This is a genomic window from Paenibacillus sp. Soil750 (assembly GCF_001428045.1).
Lineage (GTDB): Bacteria > Bacillota > Bacilli > Paenibacillales > NBRC-103111 > Paenibacillus_E > Paenibacillus_E allorhizoplanae.
The window spans coordinates 33957-47248 of sequence record NZ_LMSD01000013.1 but is presented as its reverse complement, the minus strand read 5'-3'; the positions used below and the strand labels follow the sequence as shown (position 1 = coordinate 47248).

General features: G+C 42.6%; 13 protein-coding genes. 7 read left to right on the top strand and 6 right to left on the bottom strand.

Features of this window, described 5'->3' with window-relative positions; genetic code table 11:
• Positions 1-31 precede the first annotated feature (31 nt).
• The 4 genes from ASL11_RS17475 to ASL11_RS17460 all read left to right on the top strand — a co-directional run bounded on the left by ASL11_RS17475 (position 32) and on the right by ASL11_RS17460 (position 5723).
• Complete coding sequence (locus ASL11_RS17475; protein WP_056617396.1) at positions 32-955, top strand: ABC transporter permease; 924 nt, start codon at positions 32-34, stop codon at positions 953-955.
• Between the two features lie 30 nt (positions 956-985).
• Entirely contained in the window at positions 986-1876 is an 891-nt protein-coding gene (locus ASL11_RS17470) for a carbohydrate ABC transporter permease (protein WP_056617273.1), read from the top strand.
• A 119-nt stretch (positions 1877-1995) separates the two neighbouring features.
• Positions 1996-3612 carry an extracellular solute-binding protein gene (locus ASL11_RS17465; RefSeq protein ID WP_056617270.1) on the top strand — a complete coding sequence of 539 codons (1617 nt, stop codon included), beginning with the start codon at positions 1996-1998 and terminating at the stop codon, positions 3610-3612.
• A gap of 71 nt (positions 3613-3683) precedes the next feature.
• Positions 3684-5723 (top strand): alpha-galactosidase, encoded by a 2040-nt coding sequence (locus ASL11_RS17460; RefSeq protein WP_235550501.1) that lies wholly within the window; start codon positions 3684-3686, stop codon positions 5721-5723.
• A gap of 100 nt (positions 5724-5823) precedes the next feature.
• On the opposite strand, the gene rpoZ is transcribed toward ASL11_RS17460, so the two are convergent.
• Genes rpoZ through ASL11_RS17440 form a run of 4 tightly spaced genes read right to left on the bottom strand, consistent with a single transcriptional unit; the run spans position 5824 to position 9454 of the window.
• Positions 5824-6033, bottom strand: a complete 210-nt coding sequence (rpoZ, locus tag ASL11_RS17455; protein WP_056617267.1) for a DNA-directed RNA polymerase subunit omega — start codon at positions 6031-6033, stop codon at positions 5824-5826.
• A gap of 52 nt (positions 6034-6085) precedes the next feature.
• Positions 6086-7165, bottom strand: a complete 1080-nt coding sequence (locus tag ASL11_RS17450; protein ID WP_056617265.1) for a mannose-1-phosphate guanylyltransferase — start codon at positions 7163-7165, stop codon at positions 6086-6088.
• On the bottom strand, positions 7158-8264 hold the full coding sequence (locus tag ASL11_RS17445) for a hypothetical protein (RefSeq protein ID WP_056617262.1): 1107 nt from the start codon (positions 8262-8264) through the stop codon (positions 7158-7160). The genes ASL11_RS17450 and ASL11_RS17445 overlap by 8 nt, the downstream gene beginning before the upstream one ends.
• A complete protein-coding gene (locus tag ASL11_RS17440) occupies positions 8264-9454 on the bottom strand; it encodes a glycosyltransferase family 4 protein (RefSeq protein WP_056617258.1) in 1191 nt (396 codons plus the stop codon). Before ASL11_RS17440 ends, ASL11_RS17445 begins: the two co-directional genes overlap by 1 nt.
• A 208-nt stretch (positions 9455-9662) precedes the next feature.
• Here ASL11_RS17440 and ASL11_RS17435 point away from each other — a divergent pair, with 208 nt between their 5' ends.
• The 3 genes from ASL11_RS17435 (at position 9663) to ASL11_RS17425 (ending at position 11537) form a co-directional block, all read left to right on the top strand.
• Entirely contained in the window at positions 9663-9947 is a 285-nt protein-coding gene (locus tag ASL11_RS17435) for a helix-turn-helix domain-containing protein (protein ID WP_235550500.1), read from the top strand.
• Positions 9928-10869: a DUF1861 family protein gene (locus ASL11_RS17430; protein ID WP_056617255.1), complete on the top strand. Its 942-nt coding sequence runs from the start codon at positions 9928-9930 to the stop codon at positions 10867-10869. Before ASL11_RS17435 ends, ASL11_RS17430 begins: the two co-directional genes overlap by 20 nt.
• Before the next feature lie 98 nt (positions 10870-10967).
• Positions 10968-11537 carry a 50S ribosomal protein L25 gene (locus ASL11_RS17425; protein ID WP_056617252.1) on the top strand — a complete coding sequence of 190 codons (570 nt, stop codon included), beginning with the start codon at positions 10968-10970 and terminating at the stop codon, positions 11535-11537.
• Positions 11538-11721: 184 nt separating this feature from the next.
• On the opposite strand, the gene ASL11_RS17420 is transcribed toward ASL11_RS17425, so the two are convergent.
• Both ASL11_RS17420 and ASL11_RS17415 read right to left on the bottom strand, forming a co-directional pair.
• Positions 11722-12306, bottom strand: a complete 585-nt coding sequence (locus ASL11_RS17420; protein ID WP_056617249.1) for a TetR/AcrR family transcriptional regulator — start codon at positions 12304-12306, stop codon at positions 11722-11724.
• Positions 12307-12362: 56 nt separating this feature from the next.
• Positions 12363-13172 (bottom strand): SDR family NAD(P)-dependent oxidoreductase, encoded by an 810-nt coding sequence (locus tag ASL11_RS17415; RefSeq protein ID WP_056617246.1) that lies wholly within the window; start codon positions 13170-13172, stop codon positions 12363-12365.
• Positions 13173-13292 lie beyond the last annotated feature (120 nt).

The following is a 13292-nucleotide window of genomic DNA, read 5'->3' as shown; positions in this document are numbered from 1 at the left end:
CGTCGCAGCCTGGAAAAGGCGGGTTAACCACATGGAAGCGCGACTCAGAAGGATGAAGAGCCAAAAATACTTATACGTCATGATCCTGCCGGCTTTCATCTCTACCCTATTATTCTCGTATGGTCCAATGTTCGGCTTATACATGGCGTTTATCAATTACTCGCCCGGCGGAGGTTCATTTTTTCATCAGTTTTTTACAAGTAAGTTTGTCGGTTTCGAGTGGTTTCGGTACTTTTTTACTAGCGGTGATTTCTATATCATTATGCGGAATACGATTGCGCAAAGCTTCTTATCGCTGTTAATCGGATTTCCGGCCCCCATCCTGCTGGCTTTAATGCTCAATGAGGTGAAAACGGGTTTATTCAAAAAAGTGATGCAAACGGTATCCTACTTACCTCACTTTATCTCTTGGGTCATAGCAGCAAACATCATCATCACACTGCTTTCTTCACAGGGGCTGATCAACAAGATATTGATGCTCCTGCACATCACAGAGCAACCGGTGCAATTTTTCCAAAATGGTCATTATTTCTGGGGGATCATTGCCGTCTCGAATATGTGGAAGGATATGGGATTTAATGCAATCATGTATTTGGCAGCAATAGCCGCTATCAATCCCGAACTATATGAAGCAGCAAGAGTTGACGGGGCCAGTCGCATGCGCCAAATGTTCCATGTAACACTTCCGTCTTTACGCCCTACGATTGTCATTCTGGCTATTTTATCAATAGGGGGTATTTTGAACGCGGGGTTCGATCAGCAGTATTTATTGCAAAATAACACGATCTTGAAATATTCGGATGTTATCGATACCTATACGTACCGTTACGGGTTGCAAAATGGCATGTTTTCTTATGGAGCTGCTGTAGGGTTGTTCAAATCAGTCATTGCCTTCATCCTCGTGGTTAGCGTCAATTCGTTATCCAAGCGAATGAATCAGCAGTCATTGTTCTAACTAAGAAAAGATAAGAATGGGTGGGTTTACATGAGAACAAAATCGAAAGGCGATGTTTTCTTCGCTTGGTTCGTTTATGGGTTCCTCTTACTGATGTTTATCGCAACGTTCTACCCCTTCTGGAACATTCTTGTACTTTCTCTAAATAGTGCGGAAGATACGATCCGGGGCGGCGTTTATTTCTGGCCAAGAGATTTCTCCCTGACAAGCTATGCACAGATTCTAGGCGATCAGGAAATCATTAATGGGCTCAAAGTGACGATAGCACGTACACTGATTGGCACGCCACTCGCTGTTCTGGTCATCTGTCTGCTTTCTTATCCGCTGAGTAAGCGTGATTTGGTCGGTGGTAAATTCATTACACTGTTCTTCATATTCACGATGTACTTCGGCGGCGGCTTAATCCCTTACTATATGATTCTAAAGAGCCTGCACCTTATTGATACCTTCTGGGTGTACATTGCACCAGGACTTATGAATGTATTCTATATGATATTGGTACGTACATTTATTCAACAGCTTCCTGGGGAATTAGATGAATCAGCGAAGATAGACGGTGCGAACGATCTGCAAATCTTCGTTATGATCATATTGCCTTTAACAACGCCAGTGCTTGCAACAATAGGTTTGTTTACGGCGATCGGTCACTGGAATTCTTGGTTCGATTCCTATGTATTCACGTATAAGCCCGAATTGAAGACCTTACAGGCGGTTCTGGTCAAAATTTTGAATCAGTATCAGACGTCATCTATGGTGTCGGATGCGCAGCAAATGGCGGATTCGGCCAAACGTCTCGCCGTATCGTCGGATTCGATCCGCATGGCGGCAACGATCGTCGCAACGCTCCCGATTGTTATCGTGTATCCGTTCCTGCAAAAGTATTTTGTCAAAGGGATGACGGTTGGAGCAGTAAAAGCCTAAATCAGGTTCTCATTTCTGAAAGGTGGTGGTTGGGCGCATTCGTATACGTTAGGACGATATCCTAGTAAGTCATGCATGCATATGTTTCAAATACATTCAGTCAAGGGGGATTTTATTTCATGTTCAATACGAAGAAAACGTTCAATGTGCTGATTTCAGCGGTTCTTATGGGTTCAGTCATTGCTGGTTGTACGACCAAAGAAAATACAGCTTCCTCCAGTGATAAGCCAGCAGCCACAACCGATAACAAAGCAAATGATATGACACCGATCAAAATGACTTTTTTTGATAAAAATACGGGTGATGCGTTTACCAATGAAGTTGCTAAGGAAATTACGAAACGAACGGGAGTCACGATTGAAATTCAGCAGCCAACCGGTAATCCTTCCGAAAAGCTGAATCTGATGCTCGCCAGCAGCGATCTGCCGGATCTTGTTCTAATGGACCGCGGAGATATCGTTAGTAAGTACATAGCCGCAGGGGCCATTATTCCACTGGATGATCTCATTGCGAAATTCGGTCCTAACGTTCAGAAAATGTATGGGGACACTTTGAAAAAGACGCGTTTTACCGATGGTAAAAACTATTATCTTTCTAACTGGTACGGCCAAGAGAATGAACCTGTATTCGGCATAAATATGCGGAAGGATTGGCTGAAACAGATTGCTCCAGACAAAGCTGAAGGCGGAAAGCCGTTCACGACAGATGAATTCGAAGCTCTACTGAAGGATTTTAAAACAAAGCTTGGTAAGGTGGATGGCAAAGATGTATACCCGATGAGCTTCAACGGTGAAAACATGGGCGCTGTGCTCGGAACGTTTAAAGGCATGTGGGGAATGAGAGTGTACTACGAAGATAATGGAACGCTGAAATATGATGTGAAGGATCCGAAATATAAGGACATGCTGATGTATATCAATAAGTTGTACCGTGAAGGTTTAATTGATCCAGAATGGCCTGTTAATAAGAAGCAAACGTGGGAGCAGAAAATTTCCAAAGGTCTTGTATTTGCATCACCTGGCGCTTATTGGGATTTCGGCACGCCTAACGGTGTGCTGAAGAAAGAAGGCGGCATTGAGAAGCAGGTTTACCCGTATAAAATTGTCGGACCAGGCGTTGACCCTGCAAAAACGACCTTAGGGCCAAAAAGCTCGCTTGGTTGGGATGCAATTGCAATTACAAAGACGAATAAAAATCCGGAAAGAACGATGAAACTCATTGACTTCCTAGCTAGCGAAGAAGGGCAATACCTGCTGATGTGGGGAATTGAGGGAGTGCACTGGGATCAGAAGGACGGTAAACATACACCGCGTCCAGAAGTTCTTCAAGGTTTCAAAGACGATTGGGATAACTATGCGAAGAAAACAGGTATTCGCAAATGGACTTGGTTCGTGAAGAACGGTAAAGGCTCCGATGGTACGCCGTATGATTTGCCGGGACGTTACTCACGTAACGAGATCGACCAGATGGCACTGAAGAACTTGTCCGATACAGTGTGGGAAACAGCGGCGTATGATAATCTCGGCCCTGCCGGCGGTACCCCGGATGCGCTCGTCAGTCAGAAAATTTCAGATATCATGAGTCAGACCATTACGAAAGTGATCATTTCCAAAACGGAAACGGATGCAGCTGCACTGTTCGATAAAATGCTTGCCGATATGAAGACAGCAGGCGATGAGAAAGTGGAGAAAATCATCAACGACAACTATAAGAAACGCATGGATCTTTGGAAGTAAGAGACGGATTAGGAAGCCAAGAGACTGCTCTGGCTTCCTTCTTCATTTAAATAGGCATGAAGGAGCGAATAATGATGATAGCCAGTACGATTATCTTTCAAGAGTTAAACGGGCAAGTGGTTGTAGAAAATGGGTTGTGCCGAATTGTTGTTGATTTGGCAAGCGGATTAACTGAATATGAATGGGATTCCGGGAGCCGCTTGAGCAGTGCCTACAGTGCAGCGCGGGTCGAAGGCAAATACTTTGCTTCGACCGAATATTCGGAGCACAAACTGGCCGGAACGCAAATGATCCAAGATGATTTCGGCACGGGCTGTTGCTTCTCTGTGATTCATTCCGCTGAGCCGCTTCCGGATATGAAGCAGATTTATTGGCTATATGAAAAAGCACCATATTTTTTCATTCAAGTCGAGCTGGAAGGTGAATCGGAAGCTTTGGAGACGAACTATATTTCACCACTGACGGTTAATCCAGCTAAGGGATCATCAGCGATTTCTTTGGACATGGAGGAAAAGGAACTACGTGCGCTGTTGGTGCCTTTTGATAATGACAAATGGGTTCGTTACGAATCTGTCGCCATGCCGAATCAGCTGGAAAGCTACGAGGTAACGGCTATTTTTGAACCTGTATCGAGAGATGGGTTAGTTGTTGGTTCTGTTACCCATGATACTTGGAAAACCGGTATCAAAGTAGTCGGATGTGAAGGAACCGCCATACATCATCTGGAGGTATATGGTGGAGCAGCAGGTGAGTACACGCGCGATACTATTGCTCACGGTATGCTAATCGGCAAAACAATTGCTTCACCGCGCATCTTTGTGGGCATGTATTCAGATTACAGGACAGGACTTGAGGAATACGGGAAGGCCAATGCAGTGATGGCCCCACCACTTCAATGGAACCATGGCGTTCCGTTCGGATGGAATAGCTGGTCGGCGGCAGGGGGAGAACTCGACTACGAACTTTATACCCATACGTCGGACTTTTTAAAGAGTTTGCACGATGGCGGGTTTCATCATCACGGGACTGTCTATATAAACTTCGATTCCTTCTGGACGAACTTATCCCAGAAGCAGCTCGAGGACGCCGTGTGTCATGTTCGAAACAATGGTCAAAGACCAGGCATATATTGGACACCTTTTGCATTCTGGGGGAAAGATTTCGATCGAGTTGTGGAAGGTACTGATGGCAAATATACCTACCGAGATCTTCTGCTAAGAGATGATCAAGGGCAAATTTTACCTGAGTTGGACGGAGGGCTTGCGATTGATCCTTCCCACCCTGGCAATCTGATGCGAACGGAGTGGTATCTTGAACGGTTTGTAAGTTGGGGCTTCGAGTATATTAAACTCGACTTCCTTGGACACGGTGCATTGGAAGGCATGCATTTCGATAAAGAAGTTCGTACAGGACTTCAAGCGTACAACCTTGGTATGGCGTTAATCAAGACCAGGCTTGATCCTATGGTTATCGGGCGACCATTCTTTATAAATTTGTCTATCGCACCGATGTTTCCACATCAATACGCTCATAGCAGGCGCATTTCATGTGATGCTTTTGGTACACTGGAAGATACGGAGTATATGTTGAATTCACTCACATATGGTTGGTGGATGAATGGGACGCTCTTCCCTTACAATGATCCGGACCATACTGTACTCTATAAAAGCTTCAACCAAGAACCTACGATGATACAGGAAGGTAGAAGTCGTCTGAATGCTTCCTTAATAGCCGGGACGGTTCTCCTCATGGGGGATGATTTCCGAAATGAGGAAGCAAGAACTAGGGCAGAGGACTGGTTAAGTCGACCTGAGCTACTACAAATTGCAGAGACAGGAAAAAGCTTTGTTCCAGTTGAGGGAAATACAGATGCTGCTTCTGATAGTGTGTTTTTCTTAATGGCGGATAACGACTGTTTTATAGCCGCGTTTAACTTTAATAAAGATGCAATGATTGAGAAACAAATATCCATTGCACGTTTGGGCATGCCCAAAAATGCGACGTATTGGCTGCATGATCTTTGGGAGAAAACGGCCCTTCAGTCAACAGGAGATATAAGCGTTCAATTGGAACCGGCAGAGTCTAAGATTTTTAAGTTGGCCATTATTTGACTATTAATAAGTCGTATGGAGGATGTCCAAAGTCGAACTGGTAATAAACAACTGACGCCACCGAATTTCTCCGATGACGTCAGTTGTTAGGTATAGCAGTTTACTTTTCTATCTCCGTCTCAGTTTTCTCAAAACCGATATAGTTGCCGTAAAGTTCTTCTAACGCAACACCAACATGTTTGTGAGACTTTTGACCTTTCAAATCTGATTTTGCACCGTCACGTAGAGATCTTGCTCTCATGGACGAAGCAACAACTAGCGAATACTTGCTACCAATTTCAAGTAGTTTATCAATTGAAGGATATAACATTCAATTTACCTCATCCATTGTATGATTTTTTTGCTTCTCGACGATGACAGAATTAAATATACTCCGTCATTCCTTTTTCCTTCAGTAGGTCGACGATATCTTTAACCGATTGCGCTTTGTCTTTGGGACATATTAACAGTGCATCCCCAGTATCGGCAATAATGAAGCCGTCTATGCCAATTGTCGTGATTAGTCTTCCATTTCCGTATATGATTGAATTTCGTGTATCTATCCCCATATGGTTAGCTTTAATAATGTTTCCCGATGGATCTGGAGGGAAGATAGAACCGAGCGCATCCCAACTGCCTATATCATTCCAGCCAAATTGGCCAGATAGGACAACGACTTCATCGGAGCGCTCAAGGATCCCGTAATCAATCGAAATATTTTGAAGTGTTGGATAGATGTTATTAATGATTTCATCTGCTTGATCCGTGCCTAGATAATCGCTGATTGGAAGCATTGTCTTATAAAGCCGTGGCAGGTAACGCTTGAAATTATCTATAATGACGGAAGTTTTCCAAATGAAAATACCGCTATTCCATAAATAATTACCGGATGACAGATAGCCCTGGGCTTTCTGGAAGTTCGGTTTTTCTACAAATTCAGATACTTCGTATACAGCCACAGGATTTGAACTAATAGGTTCTTTATCAAAGGCGATATAACCGTACCCGGTCGATGGAAATGTAGGCTTAATTCCGATGGTAACGATTTTATCCGTCTCCATTGCGACCGTACAGGCTTCGTCTAACGTAAGCCGAAATTGTTCTTCATCGGTTATATAATGATCGGAAGGCAATACGACCATTAAGGAATCTCCGTGTGATTTTTCTATAGATAATGCCGCGAAAAGTATGCTTGCAGCTGTGTTTCTGGCAACGGGCTCGATCAAAATATTGCTTTTCGAAACACTGCTATGCATGATGCTCTCCATCAAAACCGCTTGAGAACGATTCGTAACAATAACGGTATTTTCCTGAGGGATAATGCCTTTGAATCGTTCGATCGTATCGTTTAGCATAATATCATTCCCGCTAATATTTAGAAGCTGCTTTGGAATCTCTTGTCTAGACAGTGGCCAGAAGCGGGTTCCGCCCCCGCCTGCAAGGATGGTAGCAAATTTATTCATGATGCATCACCAAATGGGCAATGGAGAAGGAAATGATGCTCTCAGAGCCTTGATTAAGGTTCAGTCCAGTGGCATGGATGCCATCATAACAAGCTCCTGTTTGAGGATCTATGAGAGAGGTTTGTAATGAATTATGGCCTAAATACCACTCATAGCATAAGGCAGCTATCTTCAGATAAGCTGGGTCTTGGAGCACGATCGCGGCTTCTTTACACGCAAGAAGCATTTCACAAGCTTCAATGGGCTGTTCATCGTAGAGGGTAGCTTTTTCATCACGCAACTGCCAGCCATGGCTGCCAATCGGTTTATAATATCCTTCTTTAGCAAAGGTTTTGGATACTAGAAAATCCAGACTTTCTTTAGCGGTTTCCTTGAAACTAATGTTATTGGAGATATGTGATGCTTTTAAAAGTGCCCATGGGAGCATGGAGTTTCCGTAAGTAAGGCTGTCTTCAAACCAATTCCAACCGTTTCCCTTATTACGTACATATTGATTGTGCAGTCGGGCCGCTATTTTTTCGATCAAATTGATGATGAATGCTCTTGGTAGAAAGGCCTTTTCCTCTGCGGTATTTGGCGTGTGGAGATAGGGGAAGGAGTAAGTTAAAGCATTAGAGATTTCTATTAAATAACTTAGACCGATTATCGCATAGGCTCCCGCACGAGGAGATCCTAGGTTTTCAATAAGTGGTAATGCCTGATTGATTAAATAACGACATGTATTAAGTACATTATCTGGCAGCAGGGAGGAATGGGTGAGGGCGAATCCTAATGCCCATAGTGTGCGTCCTTGACAATCCTCGGAACCGCTATCCTCGATGAATGAGCGGTTATAATTCATGAAGTTTCTAAAATTTCCATCTGTATTCTGTGCATGGTGAATGAAGGATACGTAAGTATGAATGAGATCTAATGTACTGGCATCTTTTTGGCTGCTATACAATAAAAGGGCTGCGATTAAAGCCCGTGCGTTATCGTCGGTCGTATAACCTTTGGAACGGTCGGGTACTCCAAACTTGGTATGTTGAAAAATGCCCGTATCATCTGTTATCCTTCGCAGGTAATCAGCCTTAAAATGCAGTATCGTTTGTACTTGCATTAAATCACTCCTAAGTGTTTTACTTTAGTTGATTTGGAATCAATTATTTTTTCTTGGAAGATGGCGGCATAGGTTTTGGCAATTTCGTTCCACAACATGGTTCTTCCGAGTTCAAGTGTACGATCTTCCATTTCAGTTATTTTTGAAGGGTCATTCAATAATTGAAGGATGCAAGCTTCCAAAGAGGCCGAATCGCGAAAGTTTGCCAATAAGCCCCTGCCATCCGCCAGCATTTCTTCGGCGTATCGATACGGTGTGGAGACAATAACCCGGCCATAGCCAACTCCGTACGCCAATGTGCCGCTAACAGCTTGATCCTTTCCTAAATAAGGCGTCATATAAATGTCTGACATGACCAGGGATTGAATGACTTCATCCTGTGTTAGAAGCTTGTCGACGAAGCGAACGTTATGCGTTAAATCAAATTCTTCAACAAGATTCATCAGTTTTTGTCTGTATACCTCGCCTGTTTCTTGTTTAACGACCGGATGTGTTTTCCCCCAAACTATATAGAGAGAATCCGGATGCTGTTTAACCACTCCCCGCATGGCTTCAATGCTATACTCAATGCCTTTGCCAGGGCTTAAAAAACCAAAGGTGGATAAAATTTTCCGATCTGCAAAGCCATACTGCTCCTTAAGCTCTGATCTTGATCCGGTTTGGACATGGGGGACGCCATGGTGAATGAAAGCAATTTTGGCGGCATCAACGCCATAAATGGAGATCAAATCAGTTACCGTAGACTGCGCCATCGTGACAACGGTAACACTTAGCTCTGCAACTCGATTCATGATGCGACGCTGCTTGGTGGAAGGTTTCGTTAATATGGTATGAAAAATGACGACAAACGGTATAGTCAGTCTCTCGACGAATGGAATCAAATATTCACCGCTTTCTCCACCATAAATACCGAATTCATGCTGAATAACAAGAAGATCAACGTCTGACGAGTTAAGATAATCGGCCGTTTCTATATAATCTGTTAGCTTATGTTGGCTAATTTCCCTCATCACTTGCTCTTGATAGTTATAAGTTTCGTTGTTATTGATTGCAATAATACGAGGCTTGTTAAAGCCTTTGATGTGCTGGAGTTCATCTAATAAATCTTGTGTGAATGTAGCTATGCCGCATTCTCTCGGTAGGCTAGTACCTAGAAAAACGATATTGCGATTGCTGCTTGTAAACTTCATATAAGAGGCCTCCATGTTGAATCACGATTTTTGGAACACAAAAAAAAGAATCTAAAGATAGATCTTTAATTCTTTTTGGGAGAAGGAGTATGTTGTTTTCAGAAAATTCAAAATTATTTCCTGTTCTCACTATAACATGACCATTTTTTCTTGTCAATTTATTGACTCTCCATGACATACCCTATATATTTATTGAGGGGGTGTATGTGTGTCAGTCATACGCAGTAAATTAAAAGAAGTCATGGAAAATCACGATCCTAAATTATCGATACGTAGACTCGCTAAAGAGATTAACTACCACTTTGACTCCGTTCGTCGTATGTATAAGGATGAGATGGTACAGTATCCTAGGGATTTATTGCTAAAGCTTTGTCTGTATTTTAATGTCCAGCCTGGGCAGCTCATTGGCATCGAAATGGATGAAGAAAGTGATTGGACGATAGATGCTTCGATGGATTATCAGGAGGACGTCAATGACAAAGAAATCGATTAAAACGGAGAGCTGTAAACAGCTTCTGGAAACGTTTTATGCAAGCCCTCGAGAAACAAAAGTACAGAAACTAGTGTTCTCAGGGGTTGGAAATCGCGATGTATACAATATAACTGCCCCGTTTCAGTACGACGGGGAGGAAGTCATACTAGGAAGAGTTGAGGAACGGGATAGTGAGTTCTCTCAAGTCTTCTTTTTTACATGCACGAATCAAATTTGGAGTCCCCGAATACATACACACACGTATAATTTGCAGGATCCATGTATGACCATCATCAAAGGTGAACTAATCGTTGGGGGAGTTGAAGTCATTACAGCTGTCGATAATCCAAGTAAGATTGTGTCGTGGGTTACTCAATTTTATCGCGGATTTCACATAGATACATTATGTCACTTCTCATCAGGGCCCGGTACGATGAAGGATATTCGACTCATTGAGCTTAAGGGCGGTAGAATAGGTGTATTTACTAGACCGCAAGGAGAAAGAGGCGGAAGAGGTCAAATTGGATTTACAATCATCAACTCGCTGGAGGAGCTCAATGAGCAAACCTTCGTCCATGCAGAAATTCTTAGAGAGCAATTCGTCTCCGAAGAATGGGGTGGTGCGAATGAAGCTCATTTACTGGGGAATGGTCATGTGGGCGTTCTGGGACATATAGCCTGCTTCGATACCATAGGAAACAAGCATTATTATTCCATGGTCTTTGCGATAAACCCTGAGACCTGTGAGAAAACACCAATGAAAATTATAGCGACAAGAAGTGATTTTCCAAGAGGTCCTGGCAAACGGCCAGATTTAGAGGATGTAATTTTTAGTGGTGGGCTTATACGGTCTGGCAATGGCCGCGCAGTCCTTTCTGTTGGTGTTAGCGATGCAGAAGCTTATCAGATAGAGATCCCTGATCCATTTATGGAGTATGAATAGGAACGAGTGGATTTTCATCAAAGTTTGACTAGATTTTATGGTCATGTTATAATCATTTTGACAAGAATTTATGGTCAAAGAGAGCAGGAAACAAACAAATGAGTAAATTTATTCAATTGAACAAGCGCACTGGTGAAACAAAGTCCCACATGAACCAAGCAAGAAAACAGGGACGCATCCCGGCTGTGTTGTATGGGATTGGTAAAGATACTTTGTCTGTAGAAGTAAATGAAAAAGAAATGCTGGATATTTTGAAGAAACATCCACGAGCTATCCTGCAAGGAAATACATCCGATGAGAAAGTGATTCCGGTCATTGTTCAGAGCGTTCAAAAGGATGCGATGTCGGGTAATCTGCTGCATATTGACTTTCATCATGTGAACATGACTGAAATGATGGATAGCAAAGTTACTATCCAGTTTTCTGGAGAGGCAATCGGAGTTAAATCCGGTGGGGTTCTGCAGATTGAAATCTATGAAGTAGAAGTGCGTTGTATGCCTGGTGATTTGCCTACTTCCATGGAAGTGGATATCAGTGGCCTTGATACTGGCGACAAGCTTCTCGTTTCTGACCTGATCTTCAAGGATGGCATTGAAGTGTTGACGGATGCGAATACGGTTATGATTCAAATCAAAACCGTGCATGAAGAAGTCGAAGCAACAGCATAATAGAAATCATCGCCTTACGGCGGAGAGTATTTGAGCTCATGAGCTTAGATACCTCCTGCAGTAAGGTTTTTTTGTTTTTCTTACCTTGCGATGAAGAAGCTTGCGGAAATTTAGTTGAATAAAATCTGAAAAACTTAATTTACATGGGTTGATGGACATATCAAAATTACAGCGAGGCGGTTTTTTATCGTGATAATGTCAGTAAAGAAAATTGTTTAGCAAGAAAACTCGGCATATATGGCATATCATTTCGAAGCCAAGCAACGATTACACCAATTAAGGCTGATGAACCATACCATATGGCGATGTCCTTTTGAATATTTCCCGTTGAAGAACAGGGATGACTCTGTGTATTTTCCATCTTTTTAATAATCAATTCTGACAGCAAATTCAACAGCCGTTCTGTAAAGATCGGAATACGGTTAGTAGCGAGAGTGGCTTTGTAAAATATTGCGTTTTCAGCAATATGATCAAGAAGCTCCACCAAAGGTAAATCTCTGTCTTCTACGGGAGTCGAACTTGTTGATGTCTTGTCACGAAGAATCTCATAAATGTCGCTGATCATTTCTTCCGAGATCTTGTCCACCATATCAGAAATATCCAAATAGTGCAGGTAAAAGGTAACACGGTTGATATTGGCGCGCTCTGCAAGGCGATTTACGGTTATTTTCTCAGGATCCATTTCTTGAAGCAAATCAACATAGGCATCCCTAAGCAATTGACGTGTACGGAGTTTGCGGGGATCTATTCGAGTTGCTTCTTTATTCATTTCTATCCCATCCTTTAAAATACTGAGATAATCATTAATTATTATAAATAGTGCATTTATTCCAATATTTCGGGATGAGCCCATTGAGTGGGAGTAAGCTTACCAGCGCTTGAGCCAGCATCGACAGTGATGGCTGAACCACTAATGTAACGAGCCAAATCCGAGGCTAAAAATAAGGCTAAATGTGCCACTTCTTTAGGATCTCCTAATCTTCCATTCGGAGACAATAACTTTGCATATTGTTGAATAACTTCTTCGGGTGCATTCCCCCAAATGGAAGTCTTGATGGTCCCCGGACATATCGCATTGACTGTAATGTTGTATGGTGCATAATCAAGTGCGGCACTTTTTGTAAGACCTACAACGCCATGCTTGGCCGAAGTATAAATAGCCATGGAACTATTGCCTAATATACCAGCTAAAGATGCAACATTAACTACGAATCCTGAAGATGATTTCGACTTGAGGATCGCTTCGATTCCAAACTTCATTCCCAGGAAGACACCCTTTAGGTCAATAGATGTTAACCTATCAAACTCAGATACTGAATACTCATGAGTCGGCCTACTCTCAGCGCTAATTCCGGCGTTATTTACAATACCGTCTAGACGGCCATAGGTTTCAATAGCAAAGTCGACCATTGCTTTTACATCTTCCTCTTGGCTGACATCCGTTCGAAAGAAAGATGCCTCTCCACCTGTCGCTTTAATTTCTTCTACTACCTTAGAACCCTTTTCGGTATTAATATCAGATACAATGACCTTCATCCCATTTTCTGCATAGCACTTTGCAATTGCCTTACCAAGGCCATCTGAAGCGCCAGTAACAATGGCAACTTTGTTTTGTACACTAGTGAAGTCTGTCATGAATCAAATCCTCCTAAAATTCAAATAGATTTAGTAATTCGGGTTTCACAGTATGACTTTTCAGTTTAACTTTACGTCAATCAATGTTTCTTCACTAACGTTTTAACGACTACATTATGG